26 protein-coding genes are annotated in these 24700 nt (G+C 39.4%); 9 read left to right on the top strand and 17 right to left on the bottom strand.

The features are described 5' to 3' along the window. Positions 1 to 264: 264 nt before the first annotated feature. The 3 genes from GYM62_RS15990 to GYM62_RS15980 form a co-directional block, all read right to left on the bottom strand. On the bottom strand, positions 265 to 930 hold the full coding sequence (locus tag GYM62_RS15990; RefSeq protein WP_091652168.1) for a CBS domain-containing protein: 666 nt from the start codon (positions 928 to 930) through the stop codon (positions 265 to 267). 92 nt (positions 931 to 1022) lie between these two features. Continuing rightward, the gene (gene chrA / locus GYM62_RS15985) at positions 1023 to 2219 is read right to left on the bottom strand and encodes a chromate efflux transporter (RefSeq protein ID WP_219957138.1); all 1197 of its coding nucleotides are present in this window, start codon (positions 2217 to 2219) and stop codon (positions 1023 to 1025) included. Positions 2220 to 2221: 2 nt separating this feature from the next. Continuing rightward, complete coding sequence (locus GYM62_RS15980; protein ID WP_091652173.1) at positions 2222 to 3199, bottom strand: isopenicillin N synthase family oxygenase; 978 nt, start codon at positions 3197 to 3199, stop codon at positions 2222 to 2224. Positions 3200 to 3274: 75 nt separating this feature from the next. Between GYM62_RS15980 and GYM62_RS15975 the strand changes: the two genes are divergently transcribed. The 6 genes from GYM62_RS15975 (at position 3275) to GYM62_RS15950 (ending at position 7409) form a co-directional block, all read left to right on the top strand. Next, the gene (locus tag GYM62_RS15975; RefSeq protein WP_219957137.1) at positions 3275 to 4045 is read left to right on the top strand and encodes a hypothetical protein; all 771 of its coding nucleotides are present in this window, start codon (positions 3275 to 3277) and stop codon (positions 4043 to 4045) included. A gap of 38 nt (positions 4046 to 4083) precedes the next feature. Next, on the top strand, positions 4084 to 5355 hold the full coding sequence (gene serS / locus GYM62_RS15970) for a serine--tRNA ligase (protein WP_219957136.1): 1272 nt from the start codon (positions 4084 to 4086) through the stop codon (positions 5353 to 5355). A 298-nt stretch (positions 5356 to 5653) separates the two neighbouring features. Then, complete coding sequence (locus tag GYM62_RS15965; RefSeq protein WP_219957135.1) at positions 5654 to 6286, top strand: peroxiredoxin; 633 nt, start codon at positions 5654 to 5656, stop codon at positions 6284 to 6286. 8 nt (positions 6287 to 6294) lie between these two features. Next, positions 6295 to 6606 carry a co-chaperone YbbN gene (locus GYM62_RS15960; protein ID WP_091652184.1) on the top strand — a complete coding sequence of 104 codons (312 nt, stop codon included), beginning with the start codon at positions 6295 to 6297 and terminating at the stop codon, positions 6604 to 6606. Continuing rightward, positions 6587 to 6835 carry a hypothetical protein gene (locus tag GYM62_RS15955; protein ID WP_219957134.1) on the top strand — a complete coding sequence of 83 codons (249 nt, stop codon included), beginning with the start codon at positions 6587 to 6589 and terminating at the stop codon, positions 6833 to 6835. Before GYM62_RS15960 ends, GYM62_RS15955 begins: the two co-directional genes overlap by 20 nt. Before the next feature lie 151 nt (positions 6836 to 6986). Then, positions 6987 to 7409, top strand: a complete 423-nt coding sequence (locus tag GYM62_RS15950; RefSeq protein WP_219957133.1) for a nuclear transport factor 2 family protein — start codon at positions 6987 to 6989, stop codon at positions 7407 to 7409. On the opposite strand, the gene coaE is transcribed toward GYM62_RS15950, so the two are convergent. From coaE to GYM62_RS15915, 7 genes are all read right to left on the bottom strand, one after another. Continuing rightward, positions 7404 to 8000, bottom strand: coding sequence for a dephospho-CoA kinase (gene coaE / locus GYM62_RS15945; RefSeq protein ID WP_219957132.1), 597 nt, complete (start codon positions 7998 to 8000; stop codon positions 7404 to 7406). The genes GYM62_RS15950 and coaE overlap by 6 nt on opposite strands. Next, positions 7990 to 8958, bottom strand: a complete 969-nt coding sequence (locus tag GYM62_RS15940; RefSeq protein WP_219957131.1) for a YbbR-like domain-containing protein — start codon at positions 8956 to 8958, stop codon at positions 7990 to 7992. The genes coaE and GYM62_RS15940 overlap by 11 nt, the downstream gene beginning before the upstream one ends. Positions 8959 to 8969: 11 nt before the next feature. Next, positions 8970 to 9281: a preprotein translocase subunit YajC gene (yajC, locus tag GYM62_RS15935; RefSeq protein ID WP_091652198.1), complete on the bottom strand. Its 312-nt coding sequence runs from the start codon at positions 9279 to 9281 to the stop codon at positions 8970 to 8972. Between the two features lie 3 nt (positions 9282 to 9284). Further along, complete coding sequence (locus GYM62_RS15930; RefSeq protein ID WP_091652200.1) at positions 9285 to 9827, bottom strand: DUF1573 domain-containing protein; 543 nt, start codon at positions 9825 to 9827, stop codon at positions 9285 to 9287. Between the two features lies 1 nt (position 9828). Continuing rightward, positions 9829 to 10131: a YtxH domain-containing protein gene (locus tag GYM62_RS15925; RefSeq protein ID WP_091652203.1), complete on the bottom strand. Its 303-nt coding sequence runs from the start codon at positions 10129 to 10131 to the stop codon at positions 9829 to 9831. A 7-nt stretch (positions 10132 to 10138) separates the two neighbouring features. Further along, on the bottom strand, positions 10139 to 11323 hold the full coding sequence (gene nusB / locus GYM62_RS15920) for a transcription antitermination factor NusB (RefSeq protein WP_091652206.1): 1185 nt from the start codon (positions 11321 to 11323) through the stop codon (positions 10139 to 10141). A 113-nt stretch (positions 11324 to 11436) separates the two neighbouring features. Continuing rightward, a complete protein-coding gene (locus GYM62_RS15915) occupies positions 11437 to 12537 on the bottom strand; it encodes a Glu/Leu/Phe/Val dehydrogenase dimerization domain-containing protein (RefSeq protein ID WP_091652209.1) in 1101 nt (366 codons plus the stop codon). 147 nt (positions 12538 to 12684) lie between these two features. On the opposite strand from GYM62_RS15915, the gene GYM62_RS15910 reads away from it, so the two are divergent. Then, positions 12685 to 14481, top strand: a complete 1797-nt coding sequence (locus GYM62_RS15910) for an ABC transporter ATP-binding protein (RefSeq protein ID WP_219957130.1) — start codon at positions 12685 to 12687, stop codon at positions 14479 to 14481. Positions 14482 to 14631: 150 nt separating this feature from the next. Then, positions 14632 to 14949: a hypothetical protein gene (locus GYM62_RS15905; protein ID WP_219957129.1), complete on the top strand. Its 318-nt coding sequence runs from the start codon at positions 14632 to 14634 to the stop codon at positions 14947 to 14949. Between the two features lie 49 nt (positions 14950 to 14998). On the opposite strand, the gene GYM62_RS15900 is transcribed toward GYM62_RS15905, so the two are convergent. The 7 genes from GYM62_RS15900 to hemW form a co-directional block, all read right to left on the bottom strand. After that, on the bottom strand, positions 14999 to 16366 hold the full coding sequence (locus GYM62_RS15900; protein ID WP_219957128.1) for a peptidylprolyl isomerase: 1368 nt from the start codon (positions 16364 to 16366) through the stop codon (positions 14999 to 15001). 36 nt (positions 16367 to 16402) lie between these two features. Beyond that, positions 16403 to 18394 (bottom strand): peptidylprolyl isomerase, encoded by a 1992-nt coding sequence (locus GYM62_RS15895; protein WP_219957127.1) that lies wholly within the window; start codon positions 18392 to 18394, stop codon positions 16403 to 16405. A gap of 90 nt (positions 18395 to 18484) precedes the next feature. Continuing rightward, entirely contained in the window at positions 18485 to 18898 is a 414-nt protein-coding gene (locus tag GYM62_RS15890) for an ATP-binding protein (RefSeq protein WP_219957126.1), read from the bottom strand. Between the two features lies 1 nt (position 18899). After that, entirely contained in the window at positions 18900 to 19235 is a 336-nt protein-coding gene (locus GYM62_RS15885; RefSeq protein WP_091652227.1) for an STAS domain-containing protein, read from the bottom strand. 9 nt (positions 19236 to 19244) lie between these two features. After that, positions 19245 to 21308, bottom strand: coding sequence for a GAF domain-containing SpoIIE family protein phosphatase (locus GYM62_RS15880; RefSeq protein WP_219957125.1), 2064 nt, complete (start codon positions 21306 to 21308; stop codon positions 19245 to 19247). A 108-nt stretch (positions 21309 to 21416) separates the two neighbouring features. After that, positions 21417 to 21725 (bottom strand): DUF721 domain-containing protein, encoded by a 309-nt coding sequence (locus GYM62_RS15875; protein ID WP_091652233.1) that lies wholly within the window; start codon positions 21723 to 21725, stop codon positions 21417 to 21419. A gap of 8 nt (positions 21726 to 21733) precedes the next feature. Continuing rightward, positions 21734 to 22855 (bottom strand): radical SAM family heme chaperone HemW, encoded by a 1122-nt coding sequence (gene hemW / locus GYM62_RS15870; protein ID WP_219957124.1) that lies wholly within the window; start codon positions 22853 to 22855, stop codon positions 21734 to 21736. 147 nt (positions 22856 to 23002) lie between these two features. Here hemW and GYM62_RS15865 point away from each other — a divergent pair, with 147 nt between their 5' ends. Then, complete coding sequence (locus tag GYM62_RS15865) at positions 23003 to 24697, top strand: BamA/TamA family outer membrane protein (RefSeq protein ID WP_219957123.1); 1695 nt, start codon at positions 23003 to 23005, stop codon at positions 24695 to 24697. Positions 24698 to 24700 lie beyond the last annotated feature (3 nt).

Genomic DNA, 24700 nt, shown 5'->3' with positions numbered 1-24700 from the left:
TATTTTTCATAGGTCACTACCTTCCCCGAAAATCGGGATGGAATCCCTGCCTGTCGCAGGCAGGTCGCATAATTCCCCGATACATCGGGGCATCCCCCAGAATGACGGCTTTGTCATGCTCGGTTTCACCTGTTTAAAATTTGAGTTTATTTGGCATAAAATCCCTCTTTAATCTGCAAAAAAGCAGGGTTTTTAATAGGTATTGAATCAAAAAAGATAAGTATTCCTTTCAGGTGGGGAATACTCATTTCTTGAAATCATAGCCTAAATATCTAAAAATCTTAGCAAGTTACCGATTCTGTCTTCTTCACTACTCACACCGGTTTCCTCCTGGTAATGGTCTAGGATCTTATAACCAAAACGCTCCAAGGTAGCTTTGATATGTCGGAGTTCAGGCTTGTCTAGTTTCAGAGTAAGCTTAATTTTAGAATCATCCAATGGGTCACTACTTATAAATGAACTTAATACTTTGGTATTTTCTGTTTCAATAATCCTACTGATTTCTGCCAAAGAATAATCCGTCATGTTCAAAGAAAGAATCAATACAGAGCCTTGGGATTGGATAGAAAGGCTATCCGCAAAAGCAGAGATTGCATCTTCCATGGTTACGACTCCCAAGTAGGTCATATCTCTATCTACCACCGCAACAATATTGGATTGATGCTCTGAGCTGGCCTTGAGTACATCGTAAATGTGCTTGTCACTGTATACCCAACAATTTGGATTTTCAGGAACAATACCCAAGATGTCTTTATCCAAATCATTCAACTCAAAAATCATTTCATCTCGGAGAAGCCCTAAAAAATGACCTTGATCCACAACGGGTAAAACATCCGTTCGGATCTCTTCCATCCAAGCCAAAGCCTTTCTAGTCTTGTCGCTTAGCTTCAATGGAGGAATAAGGTTATTGATAAATTCGTAGGCCTGCATAAAGGAAATATAGGAAATGATTTACGGTTTTAAAACGTCTAAAGCCTTATTCTTGTTCCTTTTTGATTGGATAGACCTTTTTCGTTCTAAAATTAGGAGAGGAAATTCACTCCAATTCCTAATAAAATACCCCCCAAAATGATCATAGGGGAGGATATTTTAGTGAATTGAAGCAGGCAATAGGTTCCCAATATCATTAAAATATTAACTAGGTTAGCTTCTAATGGCTCAAAAAGTAAATAAGCTGCAGCAATCAACATCCCGCAGGATACGGCATTGATTCCTTCCAGCGCAGCTCTTACAGGTCTGTATTTTTTCAGTTGATCCCAAAATCGAATCACAAAGAAGATCATAAATATTCCAGGCAGGAATATTCCTGCAGCAGCGATTAATCCGCCAGTTAGAAAACCAACCAATCCAAACTCTTTCATGGAAAATGCCCCTACAAAAGACGAAAAAGAAAAAGTAGGTCCCGGTACTCCTTGTGAAATAGCGTATCCAGTCAGGAATTCTTCAGAACTGAGAAAGTTTTTGAAATCCACAAATTCAGTGTACAAGTAAGGCACCAATACTTGACCTCCTCCAAAAATCAAGCTCCCGTTTCGATAGAAATTCTCAAATAAGATGACAGGTTGGTATTTGGTCAAAGCACCTAGAGTTGCCGCCAAGACCAAAACCCCGCCCCATAAGTAGAAATTGGCCCATTGGATGACCAAAGGCTCATCTTTTTCATACTTGGGTTGATTTTTATATTTGATTGAGGTGCTTAGTCCCCCAGCCAAAAGAAGAATGGGGAATACATAGGGAGAACTGTAGAAAAATGAAATGAAGGTAGAAATCAAAACCAAAACCATGGCTTCAGTGGTCTGTACCATTTTTGAAATCGTTTTTTGCGCGGCAAAAATGATAAAACCTATCGCCATGGGCTGAATGAATTTGGCGAAGTTTAAAGCCCCTGGGGTATTTTCTTCTAAAAAGTAAATCAATGCAGCTGCAGAGGTCATCAGCAGAGTTGCAGGGATTATCCAAACTAATAGCGCTAAATAAGCGAGATTAGGACCTCCCACTCTGAAGCCAATTGCTGAAACCAATTGCGTAGAGGAGGGGCCGGGAAGCATGTTGCATAAGGCATTGAGCTCCCAGAGTTCTTCTTCGGTTATATAGTTTCTTGTATGTACCATGCGATCAATCAGCATGGCTAAAAATGCCTGAGGGCCACCAAAGGCTGTCAAAGAAAGGGTCAGAATGTCCCTTAGAAATAGGTAGTATCTGACCCTTTTGACTGACATGATTATTTACGAAGGCCTAATTCCCGAAGTCTCTCCTCCAAAAACTCACCAGCTGTGGCATCTTTGAATTGCTTCGGATTTTGCTCATCTATGCAACTTTCCAGGCAGGTCAAATCCATATCGGATCTTGGATGCATGAAGAAGGGGATAGAATACCTACTTGTGTTCATCAATTCGCGCGGTGGATTTACTACCCGGTGAATAGTTGACTTCAATTTTTTATTGGTCAATCTTTCCAGCATATCGCCGACATTGACCACCAACTGATCAGGAAGCGCAGTGATTGGAATCCATTTGCCATCCTTTCTCAAGACCTGCAAACCATCCGCACTTGCACCCATCAATAGCGTGATCAAATTGATATCTCCATGTTCCGCTGCACGTACAGCATCAGCTGGAACCTCATCGGGATTAGTGATCGGGAAATAATGAATTTGTCTCAAAATCGAATTTCCGTGAGCCACCTTTTCTTCAAAGTAATCTTCCGGTAGATCCAAGTTAAGCGCAATCGCTCTCAACATGGCTTTCCCTGCATTTTCCAGTGTTCTATAAGCTTCTAAGGCATCATTCTTAAACTCTGGAAGTTCATCCGGCCAAATGTTTTCAGGATACTCTGCTTTGATAGGATCTGAGTCTGGAATATGTGCCAGCTCTTGCCCTACATGATAAAATTCTTTTAAGTCTCCGGTGTTTCTACCTTTTGCATGCTCTTTCCCTTTTCCGGTATAACCTCTTTGAAAACCGATTTCAGGTTTTTCATATTTGGACTTTACTTCATCCGGTAATGCAAAAAATGATTTGATACTGCCGTATAATCTGTCTTGTAAATCCTGTGACAATCCATGATTTTTGATCGCCACAAAACCTATGTTTTGATATGCTTCGCCTAATTTTTTGACAAAAGCTGCTTTTTGTTCTGGTGTTCCTGAGGTAAAGTCTGCTAAATCCAGACTTGGAATCTCGTCGAATAGGATGTCCATCGTAATATTCTGTTAGGTATGATTTCCTGAAATTTTGCCCTAAAAATAATACCTTTAGTATCAAAACCCCGCGGTATGAAAAAAAACCTGTTATGGATGCCCGTTTTGATCCTTTTTATTTGGGCTTGTAGTGAGGAAAAGAAAAAAATCAACGAGGAAGTCATGGAGATTTCCCAGGATTCTCTTTCTCTAGACCTAAGCCAGCAGAAGGTTACCTTTTATCAATACGAGGACTCCTCAGATTATCCTGATGCTATTCTTGAGTTATATACCCCGCTGGGAAATCAGGTATTTCGGCCCGGAAAAGTACCTTTTGAATTTAATATCAAAAACTTTCCTTTTGAAGAGCAGTCTGCAGAGCGCTTTTTGCTATTCAATATTTTGAATGGTGGAGATCCTGCAGGTTTCAGGACACCAATATTTCAAAGGCAATTGGAAGAAGGAAGCTATAGGGTAGTAGCTTATCTGGTAGATGAAGAGGGATTGGCCTTAAAAAATTTCGGAAATTATGTTGATAGAGATTTTCAAGTAGGAGACTCCAGACCATTTCCGTACTCAGCAGAACCCTATTTGGCAGTCAATCTTCCTAGAAATAATCAGATTGTAGATGCTGATCATGAGTTGATTATTGATTTTTTGGTAGTAGGAGGAGATATGAAACTGGATGGGCTGAAGGTAAGAATTGAGGTAGGGGAGTTTTCCTACGAAATAGATCACATGGCCCCAGTTCGGGTAGCCAATTTGCTTCCAGGAACCTATCAAGTTCAAATTTCCCTTTTGAGAAATGATGGAAAAGAGCTGGAAGGCCCTTTCTCCTCTGTTACAAAGAGCATCATTGTAAGATAAGTCCTTATCTTTGCAGCTTTCTAAAGAATACCTTTTCCATGCTATTAGTAAATCATATTCGAGATAATTTCGAGGCCGTTTTAGCAGGTCTTAATAAAAGAAATTTCCCAAATGCTGAATCATTGTTGAATCAGGTGATTCAGCTGGATGATCAGCGAAAGTCCTCCCAAACTCTGAGAGACCAGATTCAGGCTGAATCGAATGCTATTTCCAAACAAATTGGCATGCTGATGAAGGAAGGAAAAAGGGATGAGGCGGAAAAGGCAAAAGCCCGTACAGCTGAGATAAAAGCTCAGATTAAAGAGTTGGATGATGAAAATTCAAGAGCTGAGGAGGATTTAAAAGCACTTTTATATACTATTCCGAATATCCCTCATACTTCCGTTCCTTCAGGGAAATCAGCTGAAGATAATGAAGTGGTCTTAGAGCATGGTGATATCCCCAATCTATATGATGGAAAGCAACCACATTGGGAGCTGATCAAGAAGTACGATATCATTGACTTCGATCTAGGAGTAAAAATTACCGGCGCGGGTTTTCCTGTTTACAAGGGGAAAGGTGCTCGACTACAGAGAGCTTTGATCAACTTCTTTTTGGATGAGGCCTTGAAAGCTGGCTTTATGGAAGTTCAGCCGCCAATATTAGTGAATGAAGATTCAGGATATGGTACGGGCCAGCTTCCGGATAAGGAAGGGCAGATGTATCATGCAACTGCAGATAATTTGTATTTGATTCCTACTGCCGAAGTTCCAATTACGAATTTATATAGAGATGTCATCGTAGCTGAGGATCAATTACCGATTAAGAATGTTGGCTATACCCCTTGTTTCCGAAGGGAAGCAGGTAGCTGGGGAGCGCATGTGAGAGGATTGAACCGTCTGCATCAATTTGATAAGGTAGAGATCGTTCAAATAACTCATCCGGATAAGTCCTATGAAGCTTTGGAGGATATGAGCAGCTATGTTCAAGGTTTGCTTCAAAAACTTGAACTTCCTTACAGGGTCTTAAGATTGTGTGGGGGAGATATGGGCTTTACTTCTGCTTTGACTTATGATATGGAAGTTTATTCTGCTGCTCAAGAAAGATGGCTGGAGGTGAGTTCTGTTTCAAATTTTGAAACTTACCAAACCAATCGATTAAAACTTCGCTTCAAAGGTGAGGATAAGAAAACTCAATTGGCTCATTCTCTCAACGGCTCGGCGCTTGCCTTACCGAGAATTGTTGCCGCTATCTTGGAAAACAACCAGACTGAAGAAGGAATTAAAATGCCAAAAGTTCTTCATTCGTACTTGGGTTTTGAAATGATTTAGTGTAAAAATTTATAAATATTTGAAATTAAGGCTGCTCCATAATTGAGCAGCCTTTTTTATTGTTTTTGACGATTGGTAATAGAATAATTCTATTGATCTGAATAAGTTTTGTCCGCAAAGGATTGCGATCTCTAGAGAATTCTATTGTATTTCGTTTTATGATATAATATTTTAAATAAAAATTAATAATAAAATATAATTTTGTTAATATCATTTCAAAAAACTTAATTCGATAGTTTATTCTTTTTATTCTGTTTGATGCTTTTTAATTTCGTGTCCATCATTAAAATAAAAATACATGGCATTAGTAGGAAAAAAAGCTCCATTATTTTCTGTAGGAGCGGTAATTAACGGAGAAGAAATCATTGAAAACTTCAGCTTAGAGCAGTATCTGGGTAAAAAGAATGTTGTTCTTTTCTTCTATCCAAAAGACTTCACTTTTGTATGTCCAACTGAGCTACATGCTTTTCAAGAAAAATTAGCCGAGTTCGAAAAGAGAGATACTGTAGTAATTGGATGTTCTACCGATACAGAGGAGACTCACTTGGCTTGGATGATGACACCAAAGGCTGAAGGAGGAATTGAAGGAGTGACTTACCCTATCTTGGCAGACGCTGCTAAAACCATTGCTTTAAATTATGGGGTTTTGGCGGGAAAATATTCTTTCGATGCTGAAACCAACTTCTGGTCTTTTGAAGGAACCCCTGTAGCATACAGAGGAACTTTCTTGATTGATAAAGAAGGAACGGTACGTCATGAATCAATCAATGACCTTCCTCTTGGAAGAAACATCGATGAGTACTTGAGACTTTTGGATGCTTTGCTTCATGTGGAAAAATTTGGTGAAGTATGTCCTGCCAACTGGGAGGAAGGAAAAGAAGCGATGCAGGCTACTAATGAAGGTGTAGCTAATTATTTATCCAATAATTAATCAAAACCATGATAGAACTAACTGAAGATACTCTACAAGAGCTTGTAGCATCAAACGAGGAGGTAATCGTGCAGTATTCTGCTGGCTGGTGTGGAAATTGCCGAATTATGAAGCCTAAATTCAGAAGACTTGCAGGAGAAAATGCAGATAAAGTATTTGTGGTAGTTGACGCTGAGAAGTTTCCTCAATCTAGAAAGCTGGCACAAGTCAATAACTTGCCGACTTTCGCCTCATTCAAAGGAGGTCAGTTGGTCAAGCAGATTCAAACAAATAAGGAAGATCAATTAAAAGCCTTAATCAATGAAATTGCCAGTAATTAAAACCATTCAGAGAACTTGTACTCCTGAGCAGATTGAAACGGCTCTGGAAGTTTTAGAAAATGTTTCTGAGGCTCCTTCTCTAAAAGAAAATGAGGTAGATGTGATTGGAGAGCTTATTTCCAATCTCTGTGGTGCGCTGGAGGTTCATGAAATGGTAGCTTCTGGTATGTCTGAAAAAGACGCTGGAAACGCCTTTATGAAAAAGGTATTGAGCTCAATTGATCGATAATTAAGGGTCTATTGTTAATTAAAAAAGGAACTCTAATAGGGTTCCTTTTTTTAATGATATGAATTATTAAATCTTGTTCGAAAGTTTGAGCCATAAAACATTTTCCTCCCGATTAATCGTTTATTGAAAAGTTGAATCTTACTCTAAAGACATGAAGAAACTTATACTACTCTTTTTTCTTTTGAGCTTATGTGAGCTTTCATTTGCCCAAGAACAATCAGACAGAGATTTAATCACTAAAACTGTACATTTGTATTTTGACGGGATGATTGAGCGGGATAAAGAAAAGCTTGAAAAAGCATTTCTTCCCGAAGCTAGGTTGATTGGGTACAGAGGGGAAAATCTGACCATAACGGACTTCGCTACATGGGCAGAAGGTACTTCCAAAGGAGACAAAAGAAATCCTTCTGACTATAAAAATGAGATTATTTCCATCAGAGTTCAGGGAAATACTGCCTCAGTTGAAACAGAGTTGTTCTGGCCGGGAATTTATTATTATGATTTTCTAACCCTTATCTTGGTGGAGGGCAATTGGAAAATCGTTCACAAAAGCTGGTGGGAAAAACCTTTATGATTGGAGCTTTTGATGAATTTCTAAGACTTGGGGAATCAGCATCTTATTCTCTGTATTTTTGATGACAAAATCAGCTCTTTCATTTTTGTCTTCATCTGGGATTTGCTGATCAATAATCTGATTGATTTGCTCTAAGGATCGATGAGGGTCTCTCATAAGCACCCGGTTTACTCGTATTTTGAGGGGTGAACTTACATTGATGACGGCATCGAGTTTCTTTTCACCGCCAGTTTCAAAAATTAATGCTGCCTCTTTAAGCACATAAGAAGTACTTTGAATACTAGCCCAGGTTTCAAAATCCCTTCCTACAGCTGGATGAACCAAGCTATTGATCTTTTTTACTTTTTCAGGATCAGAGAAAACGGTGGATGCTAAATACTTTCTATTTAAGTCCCCTTCTGAATTATAGCTTTCTTCTCCGAATTCTTGGATGATTTGCTCTTTTAATTCCGAATCATGGTTCATCAGGGATTTGGCTTTATCATCTGCATAGTAAACAGGGATTCCCAATATCTCAAAAATTTTAGCCACGGTGGATTTTCCAGAACCTATTCCTCCCGTTATTCCGACAAGCTTTGGCTTAGGGCTCATACTTCAATCTTAATTGTGGAGGCTCCACTCTAACCTGATCTAAAAAGGAAGGAAGCGGGTTGATTTGTACGGATATAGTGGAGTCCTGTCGGTTTCTTTTGGAGTAGTCCAAAATTGCTTCAAACTCCATTTTCTTTAGCTCTTGGGTTTTTCGCTCATCCACCAAGTAGTACATCATAATCAATGGATCTTCTTCTTCCAGGCTGACAGTTCTGGGAAAGTTAATTTTTTTAACCTTCAGTCTTTTATTTCCTTCCAAAAAAGCAACCAGATCCAATTTCACCTGAATGACTTCATCTTTGATGGTGATGAATTGCTGAATATTTTCACCTACTTCTAATTTGACAGTTTTTTTGAGGTCTTTGTTGAGCCTATTTTCCTTAAGCTGAACAGGGAACTTGCCCTCGAAAAGGTCGATAATAGAGCTAGGGCCAACTACTGTCACTTGAGAAGGTTCGAAAATCGGTTTTTCCAGCAGCCTATAATTTTTTGCTAGGGAGTAGCTTAAAGAATCCAATTCAGGCTGTAGTTTGACTGTTTGAATTCTATCAATTTCATATTCAAGCGAATCTCTGACTAAAGAGACAAGCTGGGTTGGGGAAATAAATTCGGAGATTCCCCGCTTGATATCGGCAGTCAGGATGAAGTTTCTGGAAGTAGGATTACTTAATTCTATGACATAGGGATTGTTGTTGAAGTTGAAGTACTTTCTTAACAAATCCCACCCGTTGCCGGAAATTTCGATTTCCACGCTTTTTGGCAAAGGCCTGACTGCCATAAACTTCTCTTGATTAAAAGAGAATTCTATGGGATAATCGACAATAGTCGTATAGTCGTCCTTATTCAGGGCGTTTAAAATCCAAAAAGTGGTAGCCGCTGCAACGCAGAGAACTACCACTTTTAGATTAGAGAGTTTTTTCGGTGAAATCCCGCTAGAGGATTTTTTAGTATCCGGCAAAATTCAATGTTTTATTTTGTTGGTTTCTTAGAGAAATCCATGGAGATAGCTGATTTTTCAACTTTGACTTTGAATCCTCTATCTAATTCAAGAATTACCACATCACCTTCAACCGAACTCACTTTACCGTGAAGTCCTCCGATTGTGACTACGTCTTCTCCTTTTTTGATTTCTTCTATAAATTTCTTGGTCTCTTTTTGTTTCTTCTGTTGAGGTCGAATCATAAAGAAATACATGATCAAAATGATCGATCCGAACAGAAAAACCTGTCCCATAATGCCTGCGCCACCGCCCGAAGCTTGCGCTAAAACTGTTGCTATCATCAATTATCTTTTTACCGGTCCTACTGGAGCTCCTGCAGCACCTGCACCAGGTGTAACAGTACCCTTCATTTGAAGACGGGTTACAGTTGGATTGGTATTAGCTTGAATAGTAACAGTTGGAGCCTGAGCACCTGACTTCGCAGTAGAGTTGAATACTACTTTCACGAAACCTTTTTCTCCTGGATTTACTGGAGTCTTAGTCCAATCAGGGCTGGTACATCCGCAAGAAGCAGTGATGTTGGAAATCACCAATGGAGCCTGTCCATTGTTGGTGAAGTTAAAGATATGCTCAATCACTTCTCCCTCTTTGATAGTACCAAAGTTGTACTCCATTTCTGCAAACTCAAATGCGCCTAGAGTGCTTGGGTCAGCAGTTTGGGTAGTTTGAGCGTTTACAGGGGTGATGGAAGAACTACCAGCTTCAAGCTGTGCGATTTTATCTTCCAATGCTTGAATTTTAGCGTCCTGATCGTTTTTCTGGCTGCAAGAAGTACCCAATGCAATCATCAGGGCTAATGCAGCTACACTCAAGAGTTTAGCTTTCATATTAGTTTTTGTCTTTGTTTATTTGGTCAATTAATTTATTCACGTCACTCAGAAGGTTTTCCGCCTTGTTTTTGGCTTCTGTGATTACTCTTTTTCCTTCTGTTTTAGCTTCGTTGAGGTGAAGTTCTTTTCCCTCTACTAATTCGTCGATCAATTCTTCCAGTTCCTTTTTATATTTTGAAAGTCTGAAAGAAAGTTTGTCTCTTGTATTAGAACCGCTATCCGGTGCGAAAAGTACACCCAATGCCGCACCTACACCGGCTCCAATGACAAATGCGATGAGTGAATTACTGTTTTTGCTCATAGTTGTATTATTTATTGTCCAAAAGTCCTCGTCCACTTTTACGAATTTTACCGCTTTCGGTTAATTCTTTCGCCATGACATCCAACAATCCGTTGACGAATTGCTTACTCTTTGGAGTACTGTATGTCTTGGAGATATCAATGTACTCATTGATGCTGACTTTGACAGGGATGCTTGGGAAGTTTTGCATTTCAGTAATCGCCATAGATATGATGACTTTATCTGTAAATGCCAATCGATCAATATCCCAGTTTTTGGTTTTTTGACTGATTAACGCCTTATTTTCCCTGTCATTTTCAATGGTGAAGTTAAAGATATTTTGAAAAAACTCCTTATCCTCATCCCAGTTCATTGCAATTTCAGGCATTTGCCCATCAGAATCTTCTCCAAGACCTGCTGCATTTTTCAGAACCTTTGATGCCAAGCTGCGAACGACTGACTTGTTCTCTGTCCAATTAAGGTCTTTTTCAGAAAAGTAGTTCAATATTACGTCGTTTTTGAATAGAATCTTCTTCAAAAGTTCATCTGCAGCATGCAAATCTTCTTCCACGGAAGGATTACTCAACTTTATATATGCCTGGTATTCCTCAGAAGGTTTGATATAATCTCTAAACCATTCTCTGATTTCCAATTCCAAATCATCCAGGTTTGCATTGTTTTTAGCTACTGCTGCACGATAGATATCAGATTCTCGAAGGTTTGCCAGAACCCTATTGTTTGTCAGATTCAGCTCATTGGCAAATGCTACAGGGTTCCCCGCCTGAAGCTTTTTTTTCTTTTCAATCTCTGTACCGGCTTGCTTGGAAAATGCCTGCAATAATTCGATTGCTAAAAGATAAAGTTGGGGTATTCTTTCTGCGGAAGCGATCATGTTTTTCAACAGAAAATCCTGATCTTTTTTATTGGAAGAATGGAAAGTATTGATTGCCTCCAATACGACCTTTTTGATTTTTGGACTTCCGTCAGAAGCTTGAAGCTGACTTTTGCTATCTACACTTTGTTCGAATAATTGGATAGCTGACTGTGCATCTCTGGAGAGGGCAGCCTTGTCCTGGACTTCCATACTATTCAAATCTGGTAGAAAGGACTCCTTGATGTAATCTTTTGCAAGGTTAAAATTGGAACCTTTGCACTGCTCATAGGCGTAAAGATTTTGAAAAGCTTTGACCCTGAGGATTCTTCTGTTTAGCATAGTTTGAGAAACGAGCTGTAAATATAGACATTTTGACCGGGCTTCACCCTGCCATATGAAGACAAAAAACCACCGAAAGGTCCTTCCGGTGGTTTTTATCAAGTAATTTTTATTTAGAAAGAGAGCTTAACTCTTCCAATTGCATTGATACGCTCTTTAGCAGCTTCGATAGCAGCCTGCTGAGCAGGAATATTTTCTTTTTCAGACTTATTCAAGATGTATAAACAAGTGTCGTAGATCTTTTCTGCCTGCTTGTAGACAATTTCTCTATTGTAACCGCCAAAATACTCTGCGCCAACATTGATCACACCACCAGCATTGATTAGGAAATCTGGAGCGTAGATTATTCCTTTTTCTAAAAGGATCTGACCATGCTTGGCTTCGTCTTTCAATTGATTGTTGGCCCCTCCGGCAATGACAGCACATTTCAGTCTATCAATTGTATCATCATTGATAGTAGCTCCCAAAGCGCAAGGTGCGTAGATGTCCATATCCATGTCATAAATCAGATTAGGATCAATTGCTACAGCTCCTGTATCAAGGGCTACTTTCTTCAGTTTATCTTCGAAAATATCGGTAATCAATACTTCAGCGCCTTCTTTGATCAAGTATTCGATCAAATATTTACCTACTTGACCTACTCCCTGAACACAGATTTTTTTACCTGACAATGAATCTGAACCGAATGCTTTTTTCGCGGCAGCTTTCATACCCATGTAGGTTCCGTAAGCAGTTACAGGAGATGGATCACCACCACCGCCTTTGATCTCAGGAAGTCCGGTTACATGTTTGGTTTCCATGGCGATGTACTCCATGTCAGATGTCTTCATGTTGACATCTTCCGCGGTTACATATCTGCCGCCCAAACTCTGAACAAATCGACCGAACCTTCTGAGGAAGGCTTCATTTTTCAGTTTTGGATCGCCAATAATTACTGCTTTTCCTCCTCCAAGATTTAATCCGGCAAGTGCATTTTTGAAAGTCATCCCTCGGGAAAGACGCAACACATCAGTAATCGCCTCTTCTTCTGTAGCATAAGGCCACATGCGGGTACCTCCGAGTGCAGGACCCAAAGTAGTATTATGAATGCCTATCAAGGCTTTAAGGCCAGTGGCCTCGTCATGACAAACCACGAGCTGCTCGTGATCCATGCTGCTGATTTGTCCAAAGATGGATCCTTCTTTCACGGTTTGCGAAGCTTTAATCTCTAACATGTGAACTTAGCTTTTTAGAATGTGTTATATTTGGGTTCTTCCTTCTATACCAAGGCTGATACAAAATTAAATACTTTTATTAGCCTTCAAAGAATTAATCTAACTAGAATAATTAATCCAATTCCTCGATTTTAAAGTTTTTATTTGGTGAAGCCGCTCTGGAGACTCAATAAGTATTTATACAAATACAAGGGCTTATTGCTTTTGGGAATACTATTTACTGTAATCTCAAATATATTCGTAATTATTCCCGCCCAACTTGTAAGACTTGCCATAGATTATGTGGTGGAAAGCTCGGTGATATTTAAGCCTTTAGACCTAGGAGGATTAGGAGATATTGCCTCTGAAAATTTTTTAAAATTTGTCCTCGTCTTTGGTGTATTAATTTTAGTTATGGCCCTTTTGCGGGGTTTTTTCCTTTTTCTCATCCGACAAACTATCATTATCATGTCCAGAAGGATTGAATATGATATGAAAAATGAGATTTTTGAAAAGTATCAAAACCTGTCACTATCCTTCTACAGAAAAAATAGCACAGGAGACCTGATGGCTAGAATCACAGAGGATGTCAGTAGAGTCCGTATGTATTTGGGACCTGCCATCATGTATGGATTAAACCTTCTGATTCTTTTTCCATTGGTAATTTCATACATGATTATGGTCAATCCTGAATTGACACTGTATTCATTATTGCCACTTCCGGTACTCTCCATTAGTATTTATTTTGTCAATAACCTGATCAATGAGCGCTCGGAAAAGATCCAAAGAAGCCTTTCTAATCTGAGCACATTTACCCAAGAAGCTTTTTCGGGAATTAGAGTTCTTAAGGCATTTGTGCGTGAAAATGATAGTGTCAGAGACTTTTCGGATGCCAGTGAAGAGTACAAGGTTAAATCCATCAGGCTGACACGTGTGAATGCTTTGTTCTTTCCTTTGATCATGGCCTTGGTGGGAATCTCCACCATCATCACCGTCTATATTGGAGGTCTGCAGGTGATCAATGGGGATATAGGATATGGCGTGATTGCAGAGTTTATTCTTTATGTGAACATGCTGACTTGGCCAGTGACATCCTTGGGTTGGGTAACCAGTATCGTGCAGCGGGCTGCTGCTTCTCAGACTCGAATCAATGAATTTTTAGATGAGGAAAATAATATCATCAGTACTGAAGATGCCAAAGATGAAATTCATGGAACAATTGAAATGAAGGACCTTTCATTTGTCTATCCTGACTCGGGTGTGAAAGCTTTGGATCAGGTTTCTTTTTCAATTCAATCGGGACAAACCTTGGGAATTATTGGTACGACCGGTTCTGGCAAATCTACTATTGCCAATTTATTGATGCGAATGTATGATCCTGCTAAAGGTCAGATTTTAATTGATGGCAAACCCATTGAATCCTTTGATATTTCCCACCTGAGAAAAAACATTGGGTACGTACCTCAGGATGTATTCTTGTTCTCTGATACTATAGGGAATAATATCGCTTTTGGATTGGACCATACAGAAAAGGATATAATAGAACAGGCAGCAAAAGATGCCGATGTCTACAAGAATATCGTGGACTTTCCAAAAGGTTTTGAAACCATGCTGGGAGAAAGAGGAATCACACTTTCAGGTGGTCAAAAACAAAGAGTTTCCATCGCCAGAGCTATTGCTAAAGAGCCTAAGATTTTGATTTTGGATGACTGCCTTTCAGCAGTGGACACCAAAACAGAAAATGTTATCCTCAATGCGCTGAAGAAAATCATGAAGAACAGAACTTCTGTGATTATTTCTCATCGGGTTTCTTCGGCCAAACTGGCTGACCAAATCATAGTTTTGGATGATGGTAAAATCATAGAACGTGGAAATCATCAGTCTTTGATGGAGCAAAAAGGCGTTTATGCTGAGCTTTATGAAAAGCAAACCCAAGCCGGAGAATCGGTGGATTCTGATCTTTAATATCCCTTTATTCCATTCTTTGAAATAAATTGGTTAAATTATTAACTCAATAAAATTCAGATTTTTAGCTATGAAATGCTCTTGAAATTTCAGGCACAAGGCCAGAAAATTTCATGAGTATTCCATCTGAACATTTAAACCAAATAACAGATGAAAACAAACAATAAAGGTATTTCGGAAATTGAAGCTACCCTTCAGGAGATCGGTCACAAGATAGAGGAACTGGTCCAAAAAGGGAAAGACGCAGGTTCAGAAGTCAAAGAAGAAATCGATAAGAAAATCAGCGAGTTGAAAGCGAACAAAACTTCTTTGGAGGCTGAGTTGAAAAAGGGAAAAGAAATGCTGGAGAAGGAGTATGAGGAAAGAAAAAAGAACCTAGAACCCAAACTCAAAGAATCTAAAGGCTTTTTTAAAGAAGGATTCAAGCAAATCGGAATGGCGTTTAAAACGCTTTTTGGTAAGAATTAAGTGCTGTTATTTACAAAAAAGGGAGCTGATTCAACATCAGCTCCCTTTTTTATTTCTTTTCTACCAATGCGTTGCATCGATCATATGCGGGGTCAATATCTATAAAGACGTCTTCTTTGGCAGTTACAAACCAAGTACTTAGAATTTCATCTTCTTTCTTTCTCAAGGCCGCTGCTTTCATCTTCTCGTAATCATCATTGAGGTTAGCTCGATGAGCTGGATATTTGGCTTTATAATAAAGAATTCTAACCTTGGTTCCTTCTCTAGGATCTTCAAATCGTATTGGTTTGGAAATGGATCCCACCTTCATACTGTCGATTGTGAAATACAATACAGGATCCTCTAATGTTCGAAGCGTTAATCGGTTAGAGCTTGTTCCCGGATCAGTAAAGAATCCGCCATTATCGCTGGTATTTCTATCATCAGAATAGTCCTTGGCTGCTTTCGCAAATTCCAATCTTCCTGCTTCAATTTCCGTCTTCAAGCTATCCAAGTAACGCTCGGTCTTTTTAATATCATCTTCCGTAGCTTGTGGAATTCGTAGAATATGTCTGGTATTATAACTCCCTCCTTTATTTTCAAGAAGTTGGATCATATGAAATCCAAATTGGGTTTCTACGGGATCAGAGATTTCACCTTGTCTCAAGCTCAATGCAGTAGCCTCATATTCTGGAGCCAATTCACCTCTGCGGAAAAAACCTAAGTCCCCTCCTTGAGCACCTGAGCCTGGATCTTCAGAATACCTTCTGGCCAAGTCAGCAAAGTCTGCTCTTCCTGCCAATATATCCTCTTTGAATTGCTTAAGCTGGTTGTAAATATTTTCTTTTACTTGAGGATTTACCTCAGGCTTTTTTACAATTTGTCCTACGGTTACTTCTGCAGAAAAGAATGGGAGGGAGTCCTGCGGTATGCTTTGGAAGAATGACCGAACTTCCGCGGGAGATACAGTCAGTCCTTGCGTGATTTTATCACGCATTCTTTGAACGGTCAACTGCTCCTTCATGACATCATAGATTTCATTCTTTAGCTGCTCAGCAGTTTTTCCATAGACTTGAAGTAGGGTGTTTTCATCTCCGCCGATTTGCTGCAATACCATATTGAATCGGTTGTCTGCCTGAAGCATTACCTCAGCTTCTGTCACGATTACGGAATCTATTTCAGCTTTTGCAACCATCAGCTTATTGATCAAAAGCGTCTCGAAAACATCACATCTTGATGGAGGTGTCATGCCTTGCTGCGATTGTGCCACAGCTTCCAAAAAGGTCTTTTGCACATCTGATTCCAGCAAAATGTTGTTATCTACTTTGGCGACAATTTTGTCCAGTACCTGCCCGGAAACCGAACTCTCCTGAGCAATTGCCTGCTGGGTGAAGAATAAGCTGAAAAGGATTAATGTAAGTAGGTTTAGTTTATTCATGGATGATAATTCCGACCTGAATCGGTGTAATTGAATTTATTGATTCAGCGCAATGAATGCCTCTTCTTTTACGCTCTTGTTCACTTTGATGGGATATTTTTTGCGAAGCGACTGAATAAGTTGCTTGTCTAAGTATTCTTGATAATCTCTGATAACCGGGCCTCTTGTTTCTTCAAATGCCATAGGTCCGGGAGGAACTTTAGCTCCCACCACCACTAGGTGAAGGTGTCCATCAGCTTCTATTTCTTGGAAAGACTTGGATAAGTCTGCTTTGGAAAGAATAGGGTTATCAGCAATTTCAATCAATCCTGACTGAGTTTGGTAAGCCAGTGGATCATTGCTTTTATAAAACTCTTCAAATTCATTCACCAAGCTTTCAGAATAAGCATTTCCCTGAAGTCTGGATTTGGCCTGTTCTAATTTATTTATATCTAATACCTTGACGATGAAAGCATTTACTCTTTCTCCCCATTGATAATCCCTGATATTTTGTTCGTAAAAGGCTCTTTGTCCAATAGAATCTTGTATTCCTTTTTGCCACACCTCTTCATTCATCAAAGTAAAAAGCAGGATTCCATCCCTATACTCCTTGAGAAGCATGGCGTATTCTTTATTATTAGCCTCTAAGTCTTCTTCTTCTATTTGAGCTAATAGTTCACCTGCAAACCTATCATACCATATATCGAATGTTCCTCCTTTAGTTTTTGGATTGACTTCATCGGTTTCCATATAGGTGAGCATATCTTCCGTAGAATATGCCTTTCCTCTCAGAGTAAATAGGTTAGAGGCTCCCATTCCTAAAGCTGTGATTTCAGGACGGAATTCATTCTTTTTCTTGGTATTCAAAGTAGCTCTTAATTTTTCGACATTGGCTTCATTTTCCTTGAATCCATATCTAGCTTTCTGGATTGCAAGAACTTGAGATTGAATCATGGTTGATCTGGAATCTCTCAAAATTCTTGATCGAATCATATCCTCCATTTCTTCAAAGGAGTCTATTGGCTTTTTATTTTCTAATCTTAGAATGTGATATCCGTATCTGGTTTTCACTGGAGGAGATACTTCTCCAATTTCAGTAAGTGAAAATGCAGCCATTTCAAATTCCGGAATCATATTTCCGACAGAGAACCAAGGCAAAAGCCCTCCTTTTTTACTGGTGGCTGGATCTTCTGAGTAGTTTTTCACAATATCCTCCCAAAGCGTGGTAGGCTTTTGAATCTCAGTATAGATATCGGAAATCTTTCTCCGGGCTTGATTTTCTGAGTTAGGATTGGTTTCATCTACTCTAACCAAAATGTGAGATACCTGAACTTGTCCAGGGTTAGGTTGTCTTTCCTGAACTTTAATAATATGGTATCCGAAACTTGTAAGAACAGGATCAGAAACTTGCCCAGGCTGAAGTGTGAAAGCCGCATCTTCAAATTGCTGCACCATCTGTAACGCGGTAAAATACCCAAGGTCTCCCTTATTGATTTTTGCTGAAGGATCGTCCGAGTATTCTACTGCCAAAGCATTTATATCTCCGCCATTTTGAATTTCCTGCTTGATCTTCAGAGCCATTTTCAACACGATCAAACTATCTTCTGAACTGGCATTGGGTGGAAACTGGAATAGAATGTGGCTGGCTCTGATGACTTCTTGCATCCTGGAATAGGCCTTTCTCAGTTCACCATCCTCCAGAGAGTTTTTTATAAGAAAAGGGGATTTGAGGCTTTCTTTGAAGGAAGCGAATTCTCTTTTAAACTCAGTGGTCTCATCCAAGCCTAGGGCTTCGGCTTCTCTTACTTTCAATTTATAGTTGATGAAGAGATCCAAATTTTCCTCAAATTCTTCCCTGCTTAAACCAGGGGTATTTGCATCGGAATTGGAGCCTTTCCCTATTAAATAGACGAATTCATCTCTGGACACAGGCTTACCACCCACTGTCAAAAGAGGATCTTCCTGTGAAGCTGTCTGGGCAATTGAGCCCGGATTGATATACAGGAAAAGAAAGGCCGAGAGAATTGCCGAAATGGTTCGGTTAGTCATGAATCAGAAAGCTGAATTTTCAAGATGCAATGTTACAAAATTATCAGGATTTCAAGGGAAATGCCTTTTGAATTAAGGATTTAACAAGAATTAGGATCGAAAAAGTTTGATTAGCCTACAGGTATTAATTCCTCTGTCACTTTCAAACTCTATTTCGTCCATGATTTTACGTACCAAAATGATGCCTAGACCTCCTTTTCGCTTTTCGGAAATTACTTTTTTCAAATCCGGCATTTCGTAATCCAATAAATTAAAAGCTTCGCCCTCATCTTTAATTTCAAAAATAAGCTTCTCAGCATCTTTTTCTACTGAAAGGACAATATGGTCTTCCTCATTACAGCTGTGAGAATGTATGATGAGATTAGCGCACACTTCTTCCACCGCCAGCGTGACTTGTAAAATATCACTGTCTGACATCCTGGAATCCATGAGGGTCTGATTAAGAAAGTCCCTTAATTCCGAAAGTGCCGTGGTGCGGCATGCTATCTGAATCTTTTGTACCATGTTATACTTCCTGGATCGCTTCTTCTTTAGTGGGGAAAATTGAAATCAATTGATCCAGTCCCAATATTTTAAATACCTCAAATACTTTAGGGTCCAGTGCGAAAATTTTTAAACTAACTCCCTGCTCCTGAAAGTCTTCTAAATAAGACATAAATACTCCCAATCCTGCTGATGAAATATATTCAAGATCAGAACCGTCAACTAAAATCGACTTGGCACCATTATCAGCAAGACTTCGGATAGACTCATCCAGTTGCACTGAGTTGCTGGCATCAATTTCCCCTTGTATCCGAAGGATATGGTGGGTATGTTCCTCATGAGTGTGAATCGAAAGCATGTTTTTTGATTAATTGAACTTAACTACCATGAGAGAATAATCGTCGTCAATCATTCCGTCTCCTTCCACGAAATCGTGCAGTGAGTCGATTAATTTTGTCTGAATCTCTCTCGGTGATAAATGATGATAAACTTCTACTAAGGATCGGACTCTTTCAAATCCAAATTGTTGAGATTTTTGATTTTTTGCCTCTACTATACCATCTGTAAACAGCAGCAGTATGTCTCCTGACTCAAAGCTGAATACCTTTTCCTCAACGTGTTTTTCATACTGCATGTTTCTTAAGATTCCTAAACCCAATCCGTCAACCCCCAAGAAATCAGCTTTATTTTTGGATTTTTCCCACATTAAAGTAGGCACATGTCCTGCTCGGGCATGTAAAAAAGTATGATTGGAAGTATCAATTATAAATATCGAAGCAGTAATAAAATGATTTCTTTCCAGGCATCTACTCAAGGCACTATTGGCACGATTCATAAATTCAGAAGCTCCTAGATCCAGTTGAATCAGACTTTGGAATATCCCTTTCATTTGGGACATGTGAAAGGCTGCCGAAGTTCCCTTTCCGGAAACGTCCCCGATGATCAGTACAAATCGATTTTCGTCCAGCTGAAATGTATCGTAATAGTCACCCCCAACCTCATCGGCAGCATTGGAATAGGCGCAAATTTCAAAGGATTCATTATGATCCAATTTGACAGGAAGTAGGGACTTTTGTACCCGCTGGGCAATTTTCAACTCTTCCTGATACCGTTCATTCTGAATAGCCTGATTCAGCAATCGGTGATTTTCTACTGCGATGCTGGCCTGACGGGTAAAGGTGCTGATGATATTGATCATCTCTTTGTTGAAACCATCCTTTACTTCTTTGCACAGTACCAATCTGCCGATTACTGACTTATTGACCACCAAAGGGATGATTAGTATGGATTCGAACTTAGGGTGATCCAATCTCAAGGCAAGAGGACTTAGATTATCAGGCTTTGTTTCTGTCTCCCATTGAGAGGCCGCCTTCATACCCGAAATTTTCTCAGAAAGCTCATTTCTGGTTTCTTCATTGATCCACCTTTCCTGAATAAGCTCTGTGCCTGTTTCCAGTCTATGCATTTCCATCCAGGCAGCATCTGCATAAGCAGCACTCATGCAGGAGTCAATCAGGATATCCAATACCTGCTCTTCATTTTCTTCTGGCTGAATGGATTGACTTAGTCGCTGAAAATTGATCGCCTCTGTCAACTTCTGCTCAAAAACTGAAGATGTGGGTAAATTGAAAAGGGTAACTAGGAAGCTGAATAAGGCATAAATGAGGATGAATAAAAAAAGTGAAATCAGGAATAAGTTATCCAGCAGATTGATAGGGTAGGTTTGCTGGGCATTGCTAAACTGGCTGGTTTGATAAAATAAATAACCCCCACTCAAAAGTATGAAAAACAGGAAAAGTAGGGACTTCCATTTCTCCTTAAAGGTAAGATATGGGATCCATTTCAAATTTCCTGAAAGAACTATCCCCAAGCCAGTCAAAATGACTAAGCCAAATATAAAGCTATAATCAAAGGTGTTTTTATTGAAGAAAATGAAAAACATGGCTAGCAATAATGCGAACTCATAAGTCTGCCATTGCTTGACTACTTGTTTGGATTTTTGATAGAGGATCAGATTCTTCCAAAGAATCGCACTGGATATCAAAAATATAGTGACTAAGGCAAAGTGCACATGGTAAAAGAAATTTCGAAGAAATGGCTCATCGGCCAATCTGCTTTCTCCCAACAGGATATAAAAAAGCTGGACTAAGAGGAAAATCGCCGAGGCAAACATGCCTGTGGAAGCCGCTCTCCATATCAAATTTAGGAAATCGTTTCTTGCATCCTTATTGATTGCGTAATTGTAGAATCCATACACTGTGATAAAAAATAAGATTTCCAGTATCCATGTGAATTCAGGGGCTATTCCGGAATTTAAATCGTTGATCGCCCCAAATAATCTGGTAAGGTCTACAAAAAGCAAAGCCAGCCATACTAGTATGGCGAGCAAAAAGCTAAGCTTTCCGATATGTATGCTAGGTAGTTTGATCATGTATGCATCCCCAATATTAGTTAATGGGAATGGAAAAAAGACAGTAATCTCTCGATTGCTTTCTTATGTAAGATGTTAAAAAATTCTAATAACCATCTAAGGATTATATCAAAGGCAAATAAGCTCTTCAATCATCCCTGCACCAAACCTCTCATCAATCAGGTTTAGAATTTTACTTTTATTCATCTGCACTTCCCGCTTGATTGGGCCGGATGAAAGTTTTACAAACAGCTTTTTATCCCGGATAAAGACTGATTCGGTTCGAGAGGCGATAGTTTTACCTACCAACTCTCCCCAATCGTGGATCAAAGATTTTTCCTGAAATTTCCCCTCCAATCGATAGACCTTCAGCAAATCTTTGAAAGCATCCTCTAGAGGAGCGGCTTCTTTTTTTCGGCTATTGGGATTATAATTCATAGGTTAATTTAGAAAAACAAGGCTGCTGCTATACTATCAGCCAAAAGCATTCCGCTTTTGCTCAAAGATAGGGTATTATCTTTCCAAACAAGCCAGCCCTGCTCTTGAAATTTGGAGATTTCACTCCTTTTCTCCTGAATCAGATCTTTTTCAAATGTTTGACTTACAAATGAAATATCCAATCCCCAACTTGTTCGGAGACTGGTTAAAATGTATTCGTTTAAGCGGTCAAGTTCATCCATTTCCTCAATTTCAAAAGGGATTTGGTTGGCTTCAATTGCCCGGATGAATTGGATGTTGTTCCTGACGTTTGCTCCCCTTTTCTCACCGTCAAATGAGTGTGCTCCTGGGCCTAAACCCAAGTATGACAGTCCTTTCCAATAGTTGCTGTTATGAATCGCTTCATTACCAGAAGAGGCAAAATTGGAGATTTCGTATTGCCTATAGCCTTTTGTTTCGGTGAATGCTTGGAGAATTTCAAATTGTTCTGCCACAAAATCTTCAGAAGCAGGTTCAAATTTTCCGGTTTTTTCCCATTTTCCCAGAGCAGTTCTTGGTTCCACACTCAATGCGTAGCAGGATAAATGCCCTGGATCCTGCTCCAATGCGGTACTTAGATCTTTTTCCCAAAGCTGATGGTCTTGACTAGGAAAGCCATAAATCAAATCCATACTAAATTTCTCAAAGCCTATTTTGCGGGCCTTTGCAATAGCTTCTATGGATTCTTTTGAATTGTGGGCTCGATTATAAAATCTTAAAATTTCATCGTCAAAACTTTGAATTCCCAAACTCAATCGATCAATACCCACTGATTTCCAGGCTTGCAATTTTTCAGTTGTCAGATCGTCCGGGTTAGCCTCAAGTGTAATTTCTTTCAAATTGAGTTGAAAAATCCTTTTGAGATTTTCCAATAAAAAATCAATCCACTTGGGTTCTAAGATGGAGGGAGTGCCTCCGCCAAAGTAAATGGTTTCTATCGTATGTCCTTTGAGATACTCCTTTCTGAGTGCAGCTTCCTTCCCGATCATCTGAATCATCTGCTCCAAGTAGCTAGTATTTGTGCTGAAGTGGAAGTCACAATAATGGCAAGCCTGTTTGCAAAAAGGAATATGGATATAGATACCTGCCATCGATTTCTTTTAATTTGCGAATATAATGAATCCTAATTTCCTCAGATGAAATCGAGCATATCGGAGTCTGCATACACTGGGATGCCCCGATGTTCGGGGAAAATATGCGAGATTCCATGTGGTCTTTGAAAAACAAATTATAAACACATGAAACTCATCTTGTTCCTTTTTTTGGTTTATCTCCCTCTGACTTTTTCGCTTCAAGCACAGGAAAAGCTTTGGTTGGGATGGAGCTTAGATGGAGTGGAGTATGAGTGGCGGCAGTTTGAATCCGATAAAGGTCGAGGACATGGAATCGATTCCCTTTTACTATCCTATCAGGCACAGGGTTATTTGGGTGCGTTTATTCAAAATCAGCGAGTTCAAGGGGATTCGCTCTGGATTAAATTTGAAACAGGTAAAAAAATAGAGGAAGTAATTTTGTCCCAAGGGAATCTACCTTCCACCATGGCAAAAGAATTGAACCTTGGGAAATTGTCTTTCGCTCAAGTCAATTCCATATTTGACAGAATTGTAGGAATCTCCGAGAATCAGGGCTATCCTTTTGCGTCGGTTCAGATGGACAGTCTGGAAAGAACAGAAAACGGGATAAAAGCTTCCATTATATATGAATCCGGGCCCTTGATAGTTTGGGATAGTATTAGTTTGGATGGAACTCCTAAAACTAAGGCCAAATATTTTCAGAGATTTTCCGGGCTCATTCCTAATGATCCTTTCTCTCAGAAAGAACTGGAAAGGGCAAGCAGACTTGCGAATCGATCTCCTTATTTCAGACTTAGAAGTCAACCCGAGGTGGAATTTAGGATTCAAAAAGCTCAGCCAGTTTTTAGCTTGGTCGAGAGAAACTCTAATGTGTTGGATGGAATCATTGGATTTTTGCCTAATCAAAATGAACCAGGTAAGGTGTTGATTACCGGTCAGTTGGACTTGCAGTTATTTCATTTAGGAGGGAAAGGAAGAGATGTGGAGGTCAGCTGGCAAAGGTTTAATGAATTAACCCAAAACCTCAATATCAAAGCCAAGGAATCGTTTCTTTTCAATAGTCCTTTGGATGTGGGGGGAGAGTTTAGTCTTCTCAAGCAGGATAGTACCTTTATCAATAGAAATCTAGGACTTCGGGTGGGTTATAATGCGAGTAGCTCTTTGTACCTGACCTTTTTTACCAACAGAAAGGCAAGTGATTTACTCTCAACTTTTGCATTCAGGCAGGTGGAGCAATTACCAGATGTAGCCGATTTTAGATGGAATGAATATGGTTTGGGAGTGGATTTTAATTTGTTGGATGATGTGATTGCGCCGAGAAAAGGCTGGAAGGTTTCTGGGAAGATTTCAGCTGGAAACAAGAGAATACTTCAAAATACAGGGATTCCTGAAGCTGTTTATCAGGATTTGGAATTGAGCAATCCACAATATTCTGTCAGTCTTATTTGGGAAAAGCATCTGTTTCTTAAACCTTCCTGGGGAATGTACTTTGGGGGTGCAGGAGGTTTTGTGCGAAATGAAACACTTTTGGTCAATGATTTATTCAGATTGGGAGGTCTGAAAAGTATTCGAGGCTTTAATGAAAATTTTTTCTTTGCTTCCTCTTTTGCCTATCTGAATGCAGAGCAGCGATTATTTTTTGGAGAAAATTCATTTCTACTGGCATTTATAGATCTTGGGATTCTAGAAAACCCTTACTTTGCAAATTCCTTTGACAGGCCGGTTTCTTTTGGTGCGGGCCTGAATTTTGAGACAGGTTCGGGGATTTTCAGATTTATCTATGCGATTGGAAAGTCCAATGAACAACAAGCTTCCTTTTCCCAATCAAAAATTCATTTTGGATATTTAGCGAGATTTTAAAAA

It is taken from the genome of Algoriphagus sp. NBT04N3 (assembly GCF_019443765.1).
GTDB classification, from domain to species: Bacteria; Bacteroidota; Bacteroidia; order Cytophagales; family Cyclobacteriaceae; genus Algoriphagus; species Algoriphagus ornithinivorans.
Note: the sequence above shows the minus strand (reverse complement) of the source record. Positions and strands in the feature narration are given on the sequence as shown.